This window comes from Vibrio plantisponsor (genome assembly GCF_013041605.1).
GTDB lineage: Bacteria > Pseudomonadota > Gammaproteobacteria > Enterobacterales > Vibrionaceae > Vibrio > Vibrio plantisponsor.
The window spans coordinates 111708-130043 of record NZ_JABEQC010000002.1; the positions used below are offsets into that span (position 1 = coordinate 111708).

17 protein-coding genes are annotated in these 18336 nt (G+C 42.9%); 10 read left to right on the top strand and 7 right to left on the bottom strand.

The genetic code is table 11. From position 1 onward, the window contains the following. Nucleotides 1-152 precede the first annotated feature (152 nt). Complete coding sequence (gene fes, locus HKI82_RS03890) at nucleotides 153-1436, bottom strand: enterochelin esterase (protein ID WP_171137272.1); 1284 nt, start codon at nucleotides 1434-1436, stop codon at nucleotides 153-155. A gap of 98 nt (nucleotides 1437-1534) precedes the next feature. Here fes and fepB point away from each other — a divergent pair, with 98 nt between their 5' ends. From fepB to HKI82_RS03920, 6 genes are all read left to right on the top strand, one after another. Next, nucleotides 1535-2470 (top strand): Fe2+-enterobactin ABC transporter substrate-binding protein, encoded by a 936-nt coding sequence (fepB, locus tag HKI82_RS03895; RefSeq protein ID WP_240956645.1) that lies wholly within the window; start codon nucleotides 1535-1537, stop codon nucleotides 2468-2470. A 5-nt stretch (nucleotides 2471-2475) separates the two neighbouring features. Further along, nucleotides 2476-3495: a FecCD family ABC transporter permease gene (locus HKI82_RS03900; protein ID WP_102942952.1), complete on the top strand. Its 1020-nt coding sequence runs from the start codon at nucleotides 2476-2478 to the stop codon at nucleotides 3493-3495. After that, the gene (locus tag HKI82_RS03905; RefSeq protein ID WP_171137273.1) at nucleotides 3492-4547 is read left to right on the top strand and encodes a FecCD family ABC transporter permease; all 1056 of its coding nucleotides are present in this window, start codon (nucleotides 3492-3494) and stop codon (nucleotides 4545-4547) included. The genes HKI82_RS03900 and HKI82_RS03905 overlap by 4 nt, the downstream gene beginning before the upstream one ends. Before the next feature lie 11 nt (nucleotides 4548-4558). Further along, nucleotides 4559-5389 carry an ABC transporter ATP-binding protein gene (locus HKI82_RS03910; RefSeq protein ID WP_171137274.1) on the top strand — a complete coding sequence of 277 codons (831 nt, stop codon included), beginning with the start codon at nucleotides 4559-4561 and terminating at the stop codon, nucleotides 5387-5389. Between the two features lie 150 nt (nucleotides 5390-5539). Continuing rightward, nucleotides 5540-7582 (top strand): TonB-dependent receptor, encoded by a 2043-nt coding sequence (locus tag HKI82_RS03915; RefSeq protein ID WP_171137275.1) that lies wholly within the window; start codon nucleotides 5540-5542, stop codon nucleotides 7580-7582. A gap of 84 nt (nucleotides 7583-7666) precedes the next feature. After that, a complete protein-coding gene (locus HKI82_RS03920; RefSeq protein ID WP_171137276.1) occupies nucleotides 7667-8485 on the top strand; it encodes a siderophore-interacting protein in 819 nt (272 codons plus the stop codon). Nucleotides 8486-8547: 62 nt separating this feature from the next. Here HKI82_RS03920 and HKI82_RS03925 read toward each other — a convergent pair whose 3' ends face one another. The 6 genes from HKI82_RS03925 to HKI82_RS03950 are packed head-to-tail and all read right to left on the bottom strand — an operon-like array spanning nucleotide 8548 to nucleotide 13253. After that, nucleotides 8548-9387 (bottom strand): heme ABC transporter ATP-binding protein, encoded by an 840-nt coding sequence (locus HKI82_RS03925; protein ID WP_102942957.1) that lies wholly within the window; start codon nucleotides 9385-9387, stop codon nucleotides 8548-8550. Beyond that, entirely contained in the window at nucleotides 9387-10427 is a 1041-nt protein-coding gene (locus HKI82_RS03930; protein ID WP_102942958.1) for a FecCD family ABC transporter permease, read from the bottom strand. The genes HKI82_RS03925 and HKI82_RS03930 overlap by 1 nt, the downstream gene beginning before the upstream one ends. Before the next feature lie 60 nt (nucleotides 10428-10487). After that, nucleotides 10488-11357, bottom strand: coding sequence for a heme/hemin ABC transporter substrate-binding protein (locus tag HKI82_RS03935; RefSeq protein ID WP_102942959.1), 870 nt, complete (start codon nucleotides 11355-11357; stop codon nucleotides 10488-10490). After that, nucleotides 11357-11776, bottom strand: coding sequence for an ExbD/TolR family protein (locus HKI82_RS03940; protein ID WP_102942960.1), 420 nt, complete (start codon nucleotides 11774-11776; stop codon nucleotides 11357-11359). Before HKI82_RS03940 ends, HKI82_RS03935 begins: the two co-directional genes overlap by 1 nt. Beyond that, the gene (locus HKI82_RS03945; protein WP_171137277.1) at nucleotides 11776-12459 is read right to left on the bottom strand and encodes a MotA/TolQ/ExbB proton channel family protein; all 684 of its coding nucleotides are present in this window, start codon (nucleotides 12457-12459) and stop codon (nucleotides 11776-11778) included. Before HKI82_RS03945 ends, HKI82_RS03940 begins: the two co-directional genes overlap by 1 nt. A gap of 8 nt (nucleotides 12460-12467) precedes the next feature. Beyond that, nucleotides 12468-13253 (bottom strand): energy transducer TonB, encoded by a 786-nt coding sequence (locus HKI82_RS03950; RefSeq protein ID WP_171137278.1) that lies wholly within the window; start codon nucleotides 13251-13253, stop codon nucleotides 12468-12470. Between the two features lie 212 nt (nucleotides 13254-13465). On the opposite strand from HKI82_RS03950, the gene hutW reads away from it, so the two are divergent. The 4 genes from hutW to HKI82_RS03970 all read left to right on the top strand — a co-directional run bounded on the left by hutW (nucleotide 13466) and on the right by HKI82_RS03970 (nucleotide 18294). Then, nucleotides 13466-14812 carry a heme anaerobic degradation radical SAM methyltransferase ChuW/HutW gene (gene hutW / locus HKI82_RS03955; protein WP_171137279.1) on the top strand — a complete coding sequence of 449 codons (1347 nt, stop codon included), beginning with the start codon at nucleotides 13466-13468 and terminating at the stop codon, nucleotides 14810-14812. Nucleotides 14813-14838: 26 nt separating this feature from the next. After that, the gene (gene hutX, locus HKI82_RS03960; RefSeq protein WP_102942964.1) at nucleotides 14839-15360 is read left to right on the top strand and encodes a heme utilization cystosolic carrier protein HutX; all 522 of its coding nucleotides are present in this window, start codon (nucleotides 14839-14841) and stop codon (nucleotides 15358-15360) included. Then, entirely contained in the window at nucleotides 15357-15932 is a 576-nt protein-coding gene (gene hutZ, locus HKI82_RS03965) for a heme utilization protein HutZ (protein WP_102942965.1), read from the top strand. The genes hutX and hutZ overlap by 4 nt, the downstream gene beginning before the upstream one ends. Before the next feature lie 211 nt (nucleotides 15933-16143). After that, nucleotides 16144-18294: a TonB-dependent hemoglobin/transferrin/lactoferrin family receptor gene (locus HKI82_RS03970; protein ID WP_171137280.1), complete on the top strand. Its 2151-nt coding sequence runs from the start codon at nucleotides 16144-16146 to the stop codon at nucleotides 18292-18294. Nucleotides 18295-18336: the final 42 nt, after the last annotated feature.

An 18336-nucleotide genomic window follows, 5' to 3' on the forward strand; every position in this document is an offset into this window, starting at 1 on the left:
TATGAAATATCGAATCTTTTAAATAGAAACGCGGTTTCATTATAGGAATTAGAAGTTGTTAAACAGTGATCTGATTATAAAAAGGATATATGCATCCGTTTAGATAATGGAGGCAGGTCACTGTTTTGCAAATTATCTAACAGGTGATGAGGTTATTTGTTCATTAACCAAATCAGTCCTTTAATAATGCCTTCTCGCCAAATCAAACGGTCATGTCCTCCGTCATATAACTCTATGATCGTATTGTGATTATTCATTTTTAGTTTGCTGTGAATATGTTCGGCAAGAGGAACCATCACTTTTTCTCTTATTCCCACTTCCATGTAAATATTGAGCCGATATTTTTCTCCGAGCGCTTCTATATCGTTATCAAGATAAAGAGTCTCTGGTATAGATTGAATAATGTCTGCTTGATGTGAATTGTGCATTAAAGACATATTCGGCCACCAAAATGATCCTGATTGAGATAGAGCATTACTGAAATGTTCTGGCCAGTTAAGCGCAGCATAAAGAGCAGATAAACCGCCATAGCTCTGACCAACAACCGTGACTTTATCTTTGTTCGAAGATACAGAGTAGTGCTCGGCAACCATTGGAATGATCTCTTCGATCACAGCTTGCCAGAATATCGGGCTACAGGTGAGATCTTCGCCTCTTTGTTGAACTGAAATGGCGTCGATCATCACATAGACCGCTGGGGGAAGAAGATCATGTTCAGTACAGAAATTAAGTGGGCCCATCACTGGCATCGACTCAACCCAAAACTCACCATCCAACAGAATGACTAAAGGTAGATCATCATGATTTTCCTCAGCTGTTGAATAGGTCCAAAACCGTCGATTCTGTTGTAACAGCTTACTTTTATATAGATGCGTTCGACACAAAGATGCCCAATCTTGGCTGGCACTGTTTTGGTCGTAATCCGTCCATGCTGGATGTATTACACTTGGGGCAAGGTAAGATCTAGAGTGTGATGTTGCCCATTGACCATAATGAAGATTCATTTTATTGAAAGGATCAGCAATATGATGTTCTCGACGTTTCATGATCCAGTCACGGTGCTGAGTTATTTGTTGTTGTTTATCCCCTAGATAAGCGGGCTGCATCGCTTCTTGGAACACTGGGATTAGTGCATATGTTCCGTTCCAACTGCTTTCAATGTTGCAAACATAGTAGTAAACATCGGTGCCCAAATAACGAGTAAGTTCGGCGGCATTAAAATCGTGATGATTTACCACGCCATTGATTTCAATATAAATCGCTTTGTGTTCTGACTCATGACGTTGTTCCTGCCATAAAAAAATCAGGTCAGTGGTGCCGTTGCTACGAGGGATTTGTATGGGCGTCCCAACAGAAGAAACATGTTCCCACCATTGAGCACTACCGATGACAAATTGATTGAGTTTGGTGTGTCGAAGTAAAACTTGCAGATCCACGCTTATCTCCAGAAGTTGTCTCTTTCAGATAATACTGAGTGTTTATCTGAACAAATTATGTGTTAGGATACCGAAAAATCTTACTAATGGTAATTATTATGATACGTATTATCATTTGCTTGCTGGTGTCTGTACTGAGTGTGACGAGTTCATTTACGACGAACGCGAGCGATGAGCAGTGGCCTAGAACCTTTGTTAATTCGGATGGAACGACTACTGTCATTCCACATAAACCGAAAAAAATTCTTTCTACTACGACAACGGTAACAGGAACACTCATCGCTATTGATGCTCCTGTTGTGGCAAGTTCAGTTGCGGGTGATGGGCGTTTTTTCGCTCAGTGGGAAAAAATCGCTAAACAGAGAGAAATTCAGCCACTTTGGGCCGTAGGTAGTGTTGATACAGAAATGGCATATGCGGTAATGCCTGACCTGATTGTGGTTGCGGCGACGGGGGGCGACTCTGTTTATGATCTTGTATCTGAACTTCAGCTAATTGCCCCTGTAATTGTTGTTGATTACGGAGCACAAACATGGCAACAGTTGGCTGAAAAGCTCGGTTTTGCGACAGGGAGAGAAGCTTTTGTCGCACAAAAAATTGCAGAATTTAATGACTACTTGAAAGACGTTCAGCTCAAGTTACCAGACACTAAAGCCAACATCATTGCTTACAATGGTCCAGGAATCGCAAATGTGATTGCAAAAGTAACAGGACCACATAGCGAGCTGCTGCATGCACTTGGTTTCGAGATTGAAGGTGCGAAAGATGAATGGGAAACTTTTAGTGATAAACGCAGTGACTTTGTACGAGTGCATTTTGAAACGCTGACGATGCTTAAAGCTCCTGTCACTTTCGTCATTGTTGCAGATGAGAGTAAAGCTCAGAAAGTGATGAATGATCCGGTTTTAGTCAATCTGCCTTCTGTGCAAAACCACCAAGTTTACCCGTTGGGTTTGAACTCTTTCCGTATTGATTACTACAGCAGTATAGAGATTGTTGAGCTATTGAAACAACAGTTTGGTGTGGTTAAGTAGTCCCAATGCCAGTGTTAAACCACCATAAATCCTCAACCTGCTATTGGGGATTGGCGTCATTGCTCATTGCTACGGTTATTTGTGCGTTTATTGGATTGTTCTTTGGTTCGAGAGATATCGCTCCTGAGGTGACTTGGCAAGCCCTCACTCATTATTCCGCAACCAATAGTGAGCATTTAATCGTCCATCACCTTCGATTACCAAGAGCCCTGCTCGCTATTGTTGTCGGTTTGGCTATCGGTGGGGCTGGCGTATTGATGCAAACTCTCACTCGTAACCCATTGGCTGAACCAGGTTTACTTGGCGTGAACTCGGGAGCAACGTTCGCAGTAGTCGTAGCGATTGCGGTATTCGGTCTCACTGATGTTCATCACTATATGTGGTTTAGCATTATTGGAGCAGCCATCGCAGGAGCTATCATTTATTTGCTAGCAGGTTTGAGCCGTGGCGTTAACCCTGTAAAAGTTGTTTTATCCGGCATAGCTCTGTCTGTGATACTGCTCTCGCTGACGCAAATCATTACCGTCAATAGTCAAGAAGAAGCCTTCAACCAATTTCGTCATTGGGCGGTGGGGTCGTTGCAAGGTCGTGGATTTGATGTGCTTTATCCCATTTCTATCGTGGTATTGATAGGGTTAATTTACACCCTTTTCTTATCAAAGGAATTGAATACTGTTTCATTGGGGCGCGATGTTAGCCAATCGCTTGGCGTCAATCAGCGAAGTGTTTGGTTGCGCTCATCTATCGCAATTACAGTTTTAGCTGGTTCTGCAACCGCTGCGGTAGGTCCATTAAACTTCATAGGATTAACCGCACCGCACATTGCTCGTTTTTTCGTTGGCACTGAACATAAGTGGTTGTTACCGTATTCCATGGTGATATCAGCTTTACTTGTTTCTATTGCGGATACTGCGGGCAAGATTCTGGTCTCTCCTGATGAAATTAGTGTTGGCATTATGACAGCATTGCTCGGTGGTCCTATTTTTGTTCTGTTGGTCAGAAAATGGAGGATTACTGAACTATGAGTAAGTCTTTTAATTCAGCGGTGCTCAGTGATCAACTGTTTCAGTTTAAAGGAGTTACTCTTCGCTATTCACGTCGGGAATGGTTGTTTGTTGGCGGGGCTATTATTGCTTTGGTTTTGATGAGCTTATATCTGCTGACGGTTGGCTCATTCCCACTGACTTTTGAAAAGTTGTTCACTGTTCTTTCTGGTCAAAGTAATGAACCTATCGCTGAACGCATTGTATGGAACATTCGTCTACCAAGAGTCGTGACAGCCCTATTTGTCGGCATTGCGTTAGGTGTATCAGGTGCTGTTTTTCAATCTGTATCTAAAAACGCCTTAGGTTCTCCAGACATAATTGGTTTCACAACTGGTGCGGCGAGTGGTGCACTCATTCAAATTATTGTATTTCAAAACTCAACTCAAGCAGTGATGCTATCCGCTGTGCTTGGGGGAATGGCAACAGCCGTAGTAGTGTATTTTCTTGCTAGAAAGCATGGAGTCGTTGGAGGCTATCGACTCATTTTGATTGGTATTGGTATCGGCTCAATTTTAAATGCACTGAACGGTTTAATGTTAGTTAAAGGCAATTTGGACCAAGCAGTGATTGCCAACTTATGGTTAGCTGGTTCTCTAAATGCGAGAAACTGGAATCATGCGATACCCGTGATGGTCGGCGTGCTCGTCATCGTGCCTATTGTTATCTATAAAGCAAGAACACTGCATTTGCTTGAAATGGGTGACGATATGGCGGCACAAATTGGTGTATCTGTTGAAAGAGAAAGATTAGTCATGACTTTTCTTTCAGTAGCATTATCAGCATTAGCTGTGGCGGCTGCGGGTCCTATTGGATTCATCGCTTTAGCTGCTCCTCAGCTGGTGGTTCGAATTCTGCGAGTTGGTCATATACCTGTTGCAGCTTCGGCTGTAATGGGGGCTGGACTACTGCTGCTGGCTGATATGATTTCCCAAACCAAACCCTTTGGTTTCAATTTACCAATTGGGCAGTTAACCAGCCTTGTTGGTGGTGCATATCTACTTTGGTTACTTACTCGAAGTAAGAGTTTTTAAGTCGTTACTTTATGAATAATAAACAGAAATTTGATTTGGTTGATTTAAAGGTTCAAGACGATCATGCTCGTCTGTCTGGTTTTGATTTGAGCTTAAGTTATGAATCCGCACAAATTTTTTCCTCGTTGGATGTGTCCATTCCAGACAATAAATTTACCGTTATTATCGGTCCAAATGGTTGTGGTAAATCGACACTGCTTCGTATGTTGTGTCGCTTGTTAAAGCCAAATGCAGGGAAGATTGAATTAGATGGAAAGGACATTTATTCATTGCATCCTAAAGCGCTGGCAAAGCAAATTGGTCTTCTCCCTCAAAGGGTTAATGCTCCTGAAGGCATTAGAGTGAAAGACTTAATTTCTCGTGGTCGCTATCCATATCAAAAGCTGTTTCAACAATGGAGCCCTGAAGATGAGCAAGCTGTCCGTGAAGCGATGCAGCTTACTGATACTGAGCACTTATCTGAAAGGTTGATTGAAGAATTATCTGGCGGTCAACGCCAAAGAGTGTGGATTGCTATGGTATTAGCGCAACAGACGCCAATACTGTTTCTTGATGAACCGACGACTTATCTCGATATAGCACATCAAATTGATCTTCTGGAGTTGTGTCGCGATTTGAACCGACGTAAAAATTTCACGATAGTGGCTGTACTGCATGAGCTGAACCAAGCGTTTCGCTATGCCGACCATATTATCTTGATGACAGAGGGCAATATTGCGGCTCAGGGGAGCCCGAAAGATATCGTTTCTAGCGAAGTCATCAAGCAAGTCTTTGACTTGGATTGTTTGATTATGGATGACCCGGTTTCACACACACCGATGGTTATTCCTTATGGTAAGTAGTCTATTTGAACCCACTTAATCTACTATCTTAAGCCTTGTTTCCTTGTAATTAGTTATGACTCTTTAAAATTAAATTGAAATTACAAATGATAATTAATATCATTGTGATTAAGTTTTAAAGTAAAGCTCATTATAAAATTAGGGAACAGGATGAAATCGTTACAAGCAAAAAGGATGAATTACCTCAGCTATAGCATCGCAGTGGCTATCGGCATGACAGTTTCTTTACCAGCAGTAAGCGCAGAAAACTCTCAAACAGAAACAATCGTGGTGACTGGTGAGAGAATGGATAAGAGCCTGAAAGATACCACAACGGCAGTCACTGTCATTGGTGAAGATCAGCTAGCTAATGGCGAGAAAACATCAATCAACGACATCGCAACGTCAGCGCCAAACGTGGTTACCGCTGGATTTGAATCAATTAGTATTCGCGGTATTGATGGCGCAGGTGTTGCGACGGGCGGTAATGCATTTTACAGCGGTGGTAAAGCTCGTGTTTCTACTATCGTAGACGGTGTTGCTCAAGCTTGGCTTGGACAAGGATATACGCCAAGCAGATCATGGGATGTTAAGCAGGTTGAAGTATTACGAGGTCCTCAATCAACCAGTCAGGGTACAAACTCGATTGGTGGTGCGCTCGTGGTTCAAACTAATGACCCGACTTATTACTGGGAAACTAAGTTGCGTGCAGGTTTTGAAACCTACGAAAACGGTAATGTGAAAAATAACTTAGCGATTATGACGTCTGGTCCTCTAATTCAAGATGAGCTTGCATTTCGTTTAGCACTTGATGGCAATAAAGGTGATGGCTGGATGAATTATACCCAGTCAACAAATGAACTCGAAGGTGCTACTGATGTGGAAGAGGCTGAAAATATCAATGCTCGATTAAAGCTACTGTGGGAACCATCGGCAATACCTGGCTTAAGTGCTAAGTTGACTTACAACCGCCATACCTATGAAGGCGAGTATCTGTCTTTTGCTTCTGTAGATTATGTTAATGATCCAGCGTTGATTTTAGGGGCTGAAAACACACGACTACAGGATTCTCTGGCACAGAGTGTAGCGCTCGATATTGATTATGATTTTGATAATGGTATCAGTAACTCTCTACATATTGCTTACCTAACTTCTGATGTTGAGTTTGATCAGTACCCTTCAGCCTTCAATGTGGTTTCGGATGTGGATAACCTCACAGTAGAAAACCGCTTGCTCGTACAAAACCCCGGCTCGGATTTCTCGTCTGTATTAGGACTTTATTATTCAAAGGCTGATACTAAAACAGAACTGAGTACAGGAACTGATATTGATGGGACAACAACAACCTCAGCGGCTTATGGTGAAACAACATACACGTTAAACCCTGCGTTTAAACTTGTTGGTGGTGTTCGTTTTGAAAATGAAGATTTTGAACACAGAGGAACTGATGTTCAAAGTCGAAACGGTTTATTTGATGTCGAAGATAACCGCAACAACAATATCTTCTTACCAAAAGTTGGCGCAATTTATTACTTCGATGACACAACTACGGTTAATGCTTCTGTCCGTAAAGGTTACAACTCGGGTGGTCATGCGCTAGATTTTACTGCGCAAGAGTATTATGACTACGATCAAGAGACGGTTATCGCTTATGAAGCTGGACTGCTTAAAGAGTTCAAGGGTGGCCAGTTTAGTACTAACTTGTTCTACAACGATTACTCAGGTTATCAAGCTTATGTAGACAGCCGTTTCGATAATATCGAAGAGTCTCGAACCTACGGTGTTGAACTAGCTGGCTCTATCTGGGTAACTACAAGCACACAACTTCGTGCAAGTGCTGGTTACCTAGAAACGAAAATTGTTAAAGATGACGTAGCAGAAAGTGGTTTAGAACTACCGAATGCGCCAAGTTCTAACTTGTCTGCAGGTTTCACTCAATATATAGGTCAAAACTTCTCCGTAGGTGCTGACGTGACTTACGTAGGTAAGTACTACTCTGATTTAGAGAACAGCGAAGATTACACCGCTGGTGATTATGTTACTGCTGATGCTCGTCTTCAGTACACGATTGGCGATTTTACTCTTGATGGCTACGTGACCAACTTAACGGATGAAGATGTGGTTTACCAATATCAAGTGAGTTCAAGAGGCACAACCAAAGCGTCTGTTGGTCAAACAAGAACCTTTGGTCTAAATGCAACTTACCGCATGTAGTTTCAACCATAGATAACATTATTGAGCTCGGCTTCTTCTAGAGAAGTCGAGCTTTTCTGCTTTTATCAAAAACGAGTCAGTCGTATGAGCGAACAAGTAATCTATCCAATCAAAGCTAAACTAATTGTTTGCAAGCGTAAGCAATACATAACCCCACATCTTATTCGAGTTACTTTTACTGGTGATGAACTTATCGGTTTTGCTGAAAATCGAAATGGTGCACACATTAAAGTGTTTTTCCCTAATCAGGAATCAGGCATTTTACAACTTCCTGTTCGCTATGAAGACCGTGTTGAATATCCAGAGCACAAACCTGTGCCACGTGCATATAGCGTAAGAAAGTACCATCCTGAGAGCAATGAGCTTGATATCGATTTTGTCGCGCACGGTGAAGACAGTGTTGGTTCTGGTTGGGCTATTGCTGCGCAAGAAGGTGATGCATTAGGTTTGATTGGTCCAGCCGGTCCCGATCCGCTACTTCAGCCTTCAGATTGGCATATTTTAGCGGGTGATCTCACGGCTGTTCCTGCGATCTGCGCCATTTTAGAAGAGATGCCAGCCGATGCGAAAGGCGCTGCATTTATTGAAGTGGAGTCATTCGATGACGTTCATGAAATAAACCACCCACAAGGTGTCTCTTTAACGTGGTTGAAAATTGATGATGAACAAGGTTCATCGGTTTTAGTTAATGCGATTAAAACAACAGGTCAGCCAGAAGCTGAATGTTCAGTTTCTGCATTTGTCGCAGGGGAAAACCGCAGTGTGATTAACTGCCGCAAATATTTGGTGGATACATTTCAACTGACGAAAAAAGAGCTTTATGCCGTACCTTATTGGAAACGAGGCAATACGGAAGAGGCTTATCATGAAGAGCGTCATCGTATTATGGATGAGCAAAACTGATAAACAAAAAACCTCCCGAAAGGAGGTTTTTGCTTTTAGAGCCCTGCTAACATCGAATCGAATTAACAAGCGATAACAACTGGATGGCCATAAGTCGGATGCGCAATGATATCGACTTTATGGTGGTAAACCGCTTCTATGATTTCAGGTTTAAGAGCCTTCGCCGGAATATCGTCTGCGGCAATTTTGCCTTGGTTTAGAATAACGATTCTGTCAGCGTATTGAGCCGCCAAATTAAGATCGTGCAGTACAGCGATAACCGTAGCGCCTTCATTTGCTAACTTGCGTGCTAAAGCTAATGTTGTGTGCTGGTGGTGAATATCTAACGCAGAGGTGGGTTCATCCAGTAGCAAAATTTTGTTGTGATCACTTTGCTCCAGTTGGGTGAGCACACGAGCGAGATGCACTCGCTGTTTTTCGCCACCTGAGAGAGTAGGGTATGAGCGAAAACGTAAGTGTTCAACATCCGTTTTACGCATATGTTTTGCCACCACATCTTCAAGTTGCCGATTAGACATTGTTAACCCAATACCGCCCAACTCAATTACTTCTTTAGCCATAAAGTTGAACGACAAAGAACTGCTTTGCGGCAGTACACCCAAATGTTTTGCTAGCAAAGGTGCTGGCCATGAATCTCGGTCTTGACCAAAAAGTGCAAACTCGCCTTGTGTGTTTATTTCACCGGTTAGTGCTTTTAACAAGGTACTTTTACCAGTGCCATTAGGGCCAAGCAGAACCGTAAACTCGCCACGATTCAGTGTAAGGTCAATATTATCCAGTACGGTTTTATCACCAAGAGTCACAGACAAATGGCGTATTTCGACCGTTTTAATACCGGAGTATTCAATCGATTCTTGCGTTGCGTTTGATGAGGCAAATTTCGAAGATAAGAGAGACAGCATCAGATTCGCCCCTTTTGCTTAATCAAAAGCCAAACAAAGAAAGGTGCGCCAAGCAATGCGGTGACAATACCAACGGGCATATCTAAAGGCGCGACCACCGTTCGAGCTAGCATATCGGAAATCAGTAATAACAGTGCGCCGAGAAAGAGGGTTACTGGCAATAGTGAACGATAGTTTGGGCCAATGATCATACGGGCTAAATGAGGAACGATAAGTCCGATAAAGCCAATCATACCGCTCAATGCGACGGTGACTCCGACACCAAAGGCTGCCAACACAATCAAACGGCGCTTTAATGCCTGAACATTAATACCCATATGACGCGCTTCCGCTTCACCTAATAACATGGCGTTGAGCTTATCGGCATCACGATAGTAGGCGATGAACAAAATGATGAGCGTGGCAAAAGCGAGCCATAGACCTTTTTGATTGGCGCCCGCCAATGATCCCATAGTCCAAAGAGACAGGTCTCGCAGAGCTTGGTCATCGGCATAATAGTTAAGCAAACCCAATGCCGCACCTGCCAGTGCTGAAATAGCGACACCGGAAAGTAGCATCATAGTGACGGAAGTTCCGTTACTGCTAGTACCAAGGCGATATACTGCAAATGTCGTAAAAGCACCGCCGATACAGGCGAAGATAGGGACAGTGCCAAAGAGTAATAAGTTTGGATATTGGTGAGCAAGATCGCCAAACACTACGATTGCTAACGCCGCACCTAATGCAGCGCCAGAAGAGACACCAATAATGCCCGGATCAGCGAGTGGGTTGCGAAATAGTCCCTGCATTACAGCACCACTAATCGCTAGAATCCCTCCAACAGCAATGGCCAACAAAGTACGAGGTAAACGTACTTGTTGAACAATCATAGTGACATGCGCGGGAAGATCATGGCTGCCAAGTGGTAAAAGGGATTTCAAGCTGTCAGATAAACTGATGTTCATCGCACCCATACTTATGGAAGCAACAGTCGCGCAGTAAAGCGCAATCGCCGCCACTATGCACAGAGTTTTAGCCGAAACCATTCTTGAATCTGTCATCGTTTAATTTTTACCTATTCTTTTGGTGGATAGGATTCTGGTTGTTATCTGTGAAAATGCTTAGTTGATCTTTTGGAAGGCTTTATATAACTCGTCAGTCAGTTCTAAACTTTCAAGTCCAAAGCCGCCAATGATGGCGCTACTACTTACAGGGATAATGCGGTCTTTGCCAGCAACAGGTGTAGCAGCCAGAAGAGGGAATTCTTTCAGAATGCCTTCATGCCCACCTAATGCTTCCCAAGCGCGAGCACTGACTAATAAGACATCAGGCTGCATTTGTACGATGGCTTCCGGAGATAGTGGTTTGTATGAACTCATTTCTGATTTTGCCGGATTTTGACCGCCAGCAAGGTTGATGATCACATCGATAGTGGTTTTATCTCCAGCGATAGTGGCTGGTCTGCCTTTGGTCAGCATAGCAAACAGCACTTTTGGTGGATGTGCGAGTTTACGAGCTTTCATTGCGTTCAACTGCTCATCAATCGATGCTTTAAGTTCTTTCGCTTTCTCCTGCTTTCCTGTGATTTGCGCGATTTTATCGATACGGCCAAACAGGTCTTCTTCTGTATCTCCAGAAGGCACTGTCTCGACTTTTATTCCGCCACTTTTTAGTAGCGTTAAAGTATTCTCAGGTCCCATTTCATGTGAGCCAATTAAATGAGTCGGTGAAAGTGCCATTAAGCCTTCAGCAGATAACTGGCGGTGATACCCTACTTGCGGCAAGGCCTCATCAGTGTTGTATTTTCGGCTTGTCACATCCACAGCGATAAGCTGGTCTTTCGCGCCTAGCGCAATCAGTAGCTCGGTAATGCTTGAGCCTGCACTAATGATGCGATTGTTTGTCTGTGTTTCTTGTTGAGCGTAAGCCGATTCCACTGTTAAAAAAGGAATCGATAAAAATAGACTGAATGCCAAAGCGAGTTTTTTCATTATTGTTCTTCCATAACGATATTAGTGGCGAAAATTTGGTGTTTTTGCATAAATGCAAAGAGGTTGAGCATGGATTCCACATCGGCTTTCTTGTCTGCGGCAATCACAAAAGGTTTATCTGGGTAGGTGCTGCGAGTTTTCAGTAGTTCTGTAGTGAAAGCGTTCCAATCACTAAATTTCACGCCATCTAATGCCCACTTTTCCTCTTCACTGTGTAAGATGCCGATTGAGATAACGGGTTTATCTGGCGAGGAAAGCTGGCTGGCTTCTTCCGTTTTTGGGATGTCGACATTCAGTGTTTGAACACTGACATTTGCAGTAAGCAGAAGAAACACCATCACAATAAAGATGATGTCGATCATCGGTGTGAGATCTGGCTTAAATTCGTCTTCGCTATAACGAGAGTGTGACTGGATCATTACAGCACCTCGTCAGTGGTAACGGTATATGCGCTTTGAGTGCCAGAGAAAGGATCAACCACAATACCTTCAATATGCAGATTGCTGTGATTTAGAGTGTACTCAATCTTGGCAAGCGTCTTTTCAACCCACATGCCTAGAAGTTGTGCACCTGTAATTGCAGGTAACGCGATGATCAAACCTGCGGCCGTGGTGCTCATAGCGAGACCTAAACCATCCGCTAACGTCGCTGGTGAAATAACGGCAGTGGCATCTGTCATACCACTAAACATTTCCATTAATCCCAGTACTGTACCAAGTAATCCAATCAACGGGCTGATGACACCTATCATCGACAGCAATCGAATACCTGAACGAAACTGCTGACGTTTTTTAAATAGCCAGATACCAACCGCTTCTTCTCTAAGTGGTTTTGTGAAGTGTCTATGTCCTAGCAGCATTCGCATGGATTGGAAAATCAGTTGTCGACCTTTTAGCTCGTTTTGGATGAAGGCATCCACTTCCTGAGGGCGAGAAAAATCCAGTTTATGGATGCTTCTAAGTATCGCTGTTGTATGTGTGCGGCTGTTAAGCAGCATGTAGATAGTACGCTCGATCAAGATAGCGATAGTAAGGAATGACATGATGATGAGTGGCCATGTCATGATGCCGAGCTGACTATGTATATTGGTTAATATTTGCATGATAGCGACTACTGTAATTGGAAATTAATCGGAATTTGTACGCGATGAGCAATGGCTTGCCCTTGCTCAACTTGATGTGAAAAACGCCATTCTTTGATTGTGCTAAGTGCACGTTCATCAAGGACGCTGTGACCACTCGATTCAAGCAATAGTTGCTTGATTTGATTGCCTTGTTCATCTAGCCAAACCTCGATAAGCACTTTGCCTTCTAATCCTTGTTTTCTTGCGATTCTTGGGTAGCTCACTGGCGTTGGTTTTGCGCTGAACTTAGGTTTTTTTACTAGCATCGGCTTACTGTCTTGCGCACTCACTTTGGCTGGTGGCGCTGTCTCTTGTTGTTCAGTTTTACTTGTTTCTACTTTCTTTTTTTCTGTTTTGGCTACAGCTGGCTCTTCGATCTTGGCGATCGTTTTTTGTGGTTCTATTTCTGTATTCTGTTCAGCGATTGGCGCCTTTGGTTTTGTCTTGGAAAGCTCTTTTTTAGGCTGAACCTTTTTTAGTGGCTCTTTATCCGGAGCTACGGTTTTACTCTTTTTCTCTACAGGTATGGATTCTTGTTGAACAGGTTTCTGCTCAAGTGGTTTAGCTTCAGCTTTAAGTTCTTTAGCAACCTTTTTCTCGATGACGGGTTCTACCGGTTTACTTGCCGAGATGGTCATAAGCTGAATTTGAAGTGACTGAGCACCATCCTCGGTTGATACATTGATGGTGTTTTTCTGTGGGGTATACGACAGCGCAATACCATGTATTAGGCATGCGATTAAGCCAGCGATGAGATAACGAAGCCTTGTCATTTTTGTCCACTAATCAGTATATTTTTCAACCATTTTTTTCACAGCCTTACAAATAATAATGAGATCGAATATCATTTGCATTATCGTTTGTGATCGGTATTATATCGAACAAAATCCTAATTACAATTTTATAAGCTAATAATTTGTTGCTGATTTGAAGGTCATTGATGAAAGCTCGGCAGCGATATTTTTAATTAAGGCATGAGTGATTTATGAAGCCGGTGATTTTTGACAGTACGGATGAATTGATTGTTGGTAAGGACACGCCAGATCCTTTGCGTTTTGCATTTGCTGCCAAGCGCGGTGCTCACGCCGGTGGAGCGATGAAGCCTGTAAATCCTACGCTAACTCAATCGGTTTTATCAGGAGCGTTGAGTCTCTCTGGCGAAGCGAGCGGACGTTGCTTATACATTCATATTCCGTTTTGTCGTGTTCGTTGCACTTATTGCAACTTTTTCCAATACGCTTCGAGCGAAAAACTGATTGCAGATTATTTCCAAGCGTTAGTGACGGAAATAAAGAGAAAGTCAGCATTAAAGTGGACACAAAGTTATCCATTTCAAGCTGTCTATGTGGGTGGCGGTACGCCAACTGACCTCAACGCAGCGCAGTTGAAACAGTTAGGTGAGTTGATTCGTCAGTATTTTCCTTTAACACCTGATTGCGAAATCACGCTTGAAGGTCGTGTAAATCGTTTTAATGAATCGAAGTTTGAAGCGGCACTAGAAGGTGGATTCAATCGTTTTTCTTTTGGTGTGCAGAGTTTTGATAGCAAAGTCCGCCGTAGTGCCAAGCGTCTGGATGATGGCGAAGTGGTGATGAACACTTTGCAAAAACTAGTGCGTTATAACGCAGCTCCGATAGTGATCGATCTTTTATATGGATTGCCTCATCAGACACTAGACGTTTGGCAGAAAGATTTAGAAGCCTACATTGAATCGGGTGTTGATGGTGTCGATCTCTATCAGTTGCTTGAGTTGCAAAATTTGCCAATGGCGCGTCTGGTGGAACAAGGCAAATTGCCCAACCCTGCTGACACTGCAACTAAAGCCACTATGTATGAGATGGGGGTGGCATTCATGGCAAAGCATCACCAGAGACGTTTAAGTGTTAATCACTGGGCTTCGGGCAACCGTGAGCGCAGCATTTATAACAGCCTAGCGAAAACCAATGCACAGGTATTACCTATAGGTGCGGGTGCAGGAGGCAACTTTAATGGTATTAGCACTATGCAGCATCGTGAAATGGATGCTTACATTAAAGCAATAGAAGCGGATGAGTTTCCAAGTGCCATGGTGTTTCAATCAACATCTAGTGAAAGCATTCAGAGTGATCTTAAAGCGTCTTTTGACCGTGGTGTCTTACTCAAACATGAATTAGGTGAGTGGTTTGAAGCACTTATGCCTCTATTCACAGTGTGGCAAAAAAGAGGATTAGTAAATATCACGCCTTTCGCTGTTGAACTGACTCTGGCCGGACAATTTTGGTCTGTGACTTTAGCGACGAATGCGATTCAAGTGATTCAGAATCAAACTCAAGCGATGCTTAAAAGCGCTTGAATAAAACAAAAATATTAGGAGTAACTATGTACACCACTTGTTCAGAGACAGAAGTACAACAAAAAGTGACAGCGGCGTTAGCGGAAGATTCAGCAACACCTGTCTCAACAATGTCTGAGCAACTAGGCTTATCTGAAGGTGCTATTACATTAGCTTTGCCAGACGAAATGATGACTCGTATCGATGGCAAACATGCGCAAACCGTTTTAGAACAACTACCAGAGTGGGGACCAGTAACTACGATAGTTCACTCTTTCGGTTCTATTTTTGAAACGAAAGCCAATTTCCCTAAGGGCAAAGAAGCACACGGCTACTATAACCTGATGGGGAGAGACGGCGAACTGCATGGTCATCTACGCTTAGATTTAGTGGAACACATTGCTTTTGTTAGCAAGCCATTTCGAGCTATGGAAAGTCACTATATCGGTTTCTTCAATGCGAATGGTGATTGTGTTTTTAAAGTATACGTAGGCCGAGATAAGAAACGTCAGCTTTTCCCACAGCAGGTAGAAGCGTTTATGCAAATGAAAAAGGAGTTTGCCGCGTGAATATAGAAAGTCAGCCACAAGAAAATGCTCAACGAGAAGAAGTTCGTCGCGAACGATTACAAGGCCGATTAGAGCCTGAGGTTCGTGAATTCCGAGATTCCCGTAAAACGTTGCAGTTAGCAACGATCAACGCTGCTGGTATTCCAAACGCCACATACGCTCCATTCGCTTTTGATAGCAAAGCTTATTACATCCTCGTGAGTGACATCGCCGCTCATGGGCAAAATTTAAAAACGAACCGTAATGTTTCGATTTTAATGATCGAGGATGAAAGCGAATGTAAGAACATTTATGCACGTAAACGACTGACTTTCGATACACGTGCTGAACTCGTTGAAAAACAAACACAAGATTGGAGCCAAGGCGTTGCCGCGCTAAAAGCGCGATTTGGTGAAATTATCGATAATTTAAGCCAGCTTGGTGACTTCAATCTTTATCGCTTAGTGCCTGAGTCAGGACGTTACGTCAAAGGATTCGGACAAGCGTTTGTCATTTCCGGTGATGACATGCTCGATTTTGTTCATTTAACAGAAGGGCACGTTAAAGCTGAAAAAGAGCGTATGGAGCAATAACCACTACTTAATAACAAGCGTTTAATAACCAGTGTTTAATAAATGCTGATTAAGTAAAAATTTAACCTAAGAATCAGCTCAACTAATAACAATATCCTCATCGATTTGATGCTTCAAAGCGGCTCGCATGCGAATGCCGCTTAGATTCTTGCACTTCAAATTTGAGGCAAAACCATTGAGCTCACTTAAACATTTAAACATGGATATGATAATGATTAAGCAAACTCCGCTTGCCATAGTTATTGGCGCGTTGCTATCAGCGCCAGCAGTCGCTGAAGAAACTACCTACTCATTTGATGAAGTTGTTGTGTCGGCAACTCGTATTGAACAGGATAAAAAGGACGTATCTTCATCTGTTGAAGTTGTTGATCGTGAAGAACTTGATGAAACGATGACTTCAAATTTGAAGGATACGTTCAAATATACACCAGGTGTTGATGCACAAGCTGATGGTCGATTTGGTGTTTCAGGTTTCAATATTCGTGGTATGGAAGATAGCCGCGTGAAAGTGATGGTTGATGGCGTTCAACAGCCAGTACCTTACAACCCAGGTGCTAGTCAGCAGCGTAAATATCCTAATACCATTGAGCTAGATACCTTAACATCGGTAGAAGTGAATAAAGGACCATCTTCAAGTTTGTTTGGTTCCGATGCGCTTGGCGGTGTGGTGTTGTTCCGTACTAAGAATCCAGAAGATGTTTTAGTTACAGAGGGCGATGAGCACCGTTTTGGTATTAAGAGTAGCTACTCATCAGTGAATAGTGAGTTCAAAAATACCCTGACTTGGGCTATGCGCAAAGGTGACTGGGAAACGATCACTATGCTGACTTATGCCGATGGCAGTGAATACAAGACCCATGGTGATGGAGCGGATGTTGAAGGTACCGATCGTGGTGCTGCAGATCCGGCTGATACACAATTGATGAATGGTTTAGCGAAAGTCTTTTACCAAGCAAACGAGGCTCATCGCTTTGGTCTAACGTTTGAATATTATGACTATCAGAATGATTCATACCTAGCGTCTCAGGAAGGTTCTGGAATTAACATGGGGGCAATGGGGACGTTAGTTTATAACGACTCATCAGTACAAGATGAGAATACCCGCATGCGCGTTGGTTTTGAGCACGACTGGAAAATGGATGCAGCGTTGGCTGATGAGTTATTGTGGAAATTGAGCTACCAAGCGACAGAAAGCGAATCTGATAACTATGATACAACCAACTGGGGAAGTATTTATGTTGACCGTATGCGTAATCGTCAGCGTATTTCTAGTGATGATTCCATCCAGTTCGATGCCCAAGTCAACAAACTGATTGAAGCTGAAACGCACTATCATCAGTTAACCTATGGGGCGAGTTATCTTCAGAATGATTTCTCATTAGAGAATACAGACTATATTCTGAGCAGTGGTACACAATCTTCAGGTAGTACTGGTTTGCCGAATGCAGACGTGCGCCAATGGGGTATGTTTATTCAAGATCAGCTATTCCTATTTGATGAAAAGTTAGTCCTTTCAGCGGGTCTTCGTTACGACTCCTTTAAAACAACACCTGAAACCACAGAAGGTTATGATACTGAACAGGTTGGCAGCAGTAATGATGCTGTAACAGGTCGAGTTGGTGCTGTTTATCATGTTGCTGATATGTTCAGCCCGTATGTGCAAATCAGTCAAGGCTTTAAAGCGCCAACGGTTTATGACTTGTACTACAGCTACAGTGAAGGGGTTATTTTCGAAGGTAATCCTAATCTAGAAGCAGAAACCAGCCTGTCTTATGAGCTTGGTTTCCGTGGTGAGAATAAGTTCCTCCAATACGAAGCAAGTGTTTTCTACAACGACTACAAAAACTTCATTACTGATGAAGTAGTCGGTGAAGATGCAAGTACAAGTAAAGACATCATTACGATGAAAAATATCGATGAAGCACGTATTTACGGTGCTGAACTTGCTGCAACTGTGCTTGGGCCAAAAGGTATCTACAGTCGTTTAAGCTTGGCATATGCTGATGGTGAAGATAAAGCTACTGGTCGCGAGCTAGATTCTATAGCTCCATTTACTGCAAATGTTGGCTTAGGTTATAACTCAGCAGATCAAAAATACGGTGCGTTGGTTAACTACAAGTTTGTTGCTAAGAAAGATGACTGGGAAGATGAAGATAATATCGAAGCGCCTTCTTACAACATTGTTGATTTAACGGCTTATTACCGTCCAATCAGAGACATGACTGTTCGCGCAGGATTGTTTAACGTGTTTGACGAGAAATACTGGGTATTCTCTGACCTAAGTGGTGAAAGTGATGGTTTAAGTGATTTTGATTCACAAGCCGGTCGTAACTGGGGTGCAAGCGTGGAATATAACTTCTAACCGTGAACTCTAGTTGAAAAAAGGGCGCTTAGCGCCCTTTTT

Bases quoted from the DNA above. Each gene is read 5' to 3' on its own strand.
- HKI82_RS03915 (WP_171137275.1), top strand. From the start codon at position 5,540: ATGAAATCGTTACAAGCAAAAAGGATGAATTACCTCAGCTATAGCATC.
- hutX (WP_102942964.1), top strand. From the start codon at position 14,839: ATGTACACCACTTGTTCAGAGACAGAAGTACAACAAAAAGTGACAGCG.
- HKI82_RS03925 (WP_102942957.1), bottom strand. From the start codon at position 9,387: ATGCTGTCTCTCTTATCTTCGAAATTTGCCTCATCAAACGCAACGCAA.
- HKI82_RS03945 (WP_171137277.1), bottom strand. From the start codon at position 12,459: ATGCAAATATTAACCAATATACATAGTCAGCTCGGCATCATGACATGG.
- hutW (WP_171137279.1), top strand. From the start codon at position 13,466: ATGAAGCCGGTGATTTTTGACAGTACGGATGAATTGATTGTTGGTAAG.
- HKI82_RS03950 (WP_171137278.1), bottom strand. From the start codon at position 13,253: ATGACAAGGCTTCGTTATCTCATCGCTGGCTTAATCGCATGCCTAATA.
- HKI82_RS03930 (WP_102942958.1), bottom strand. From the start codon at position 10,427: ATGACAGATTCAAGAATGGTTTCGGCTAAAACTCTGTGCATAGTGGCG.
- HKI82_RS03905 (WP_171137273.1), top strand. From the start codon at position 3,492: ATGAGTAAGTCTTTTAATTCAGCGGTGCTCAGTGATCAACTGTTTCAG.
- HKI82_RS03970 (WP_171137280.1), top strand. From the start codon at position 16,144: ATGATTAAGCAAACTCCGCTTGCCATAGTTATTGGCGCGTTGCTATCA.
- fepB (WP_240956645.1), top strand. From the start codon at position 1,535: ATGATACGTATTATCATTTGCTTGCTGGTGTCTGTACTGAGTGTGACG.
- HKI82_RS03935 (WP_102942959.1), bottom strand. From the start codon at position 11,357: ATGAAAAAACTCGCTTTGGCATTCAGTCTATTTTTATCGATTCCTTTT.
- HKI82_RS03900 (WP_102942952.1), top strand. From the start codon at position 2,476: ATGCCAGTGTTAAACCACCATAAATCCTCAACCTGCTATTGGGGATTG.
- HKI82_RS03940 (WP_102942960.1), bottom strand. From the start codon at position 11,776: ATGATCCAGTCACACTCTCGTTATAGCGAAGACGAATTTAAGCCAGAT.
- HKI82_RS03920 (WP_171137276.1), top strand. From the start codon at position 7,667: ATGAGCGAACAAGTAATCTATCCAATCAAAGCTAAACTAATTGTTTGC.
- HKI82_RS03910 (WP_171137274.1), top strand. From the start codon at position 4,559: ATGAATAATAAACAGAAATTTGATTTGGTTGATTTAAAGGTTCAAGAC.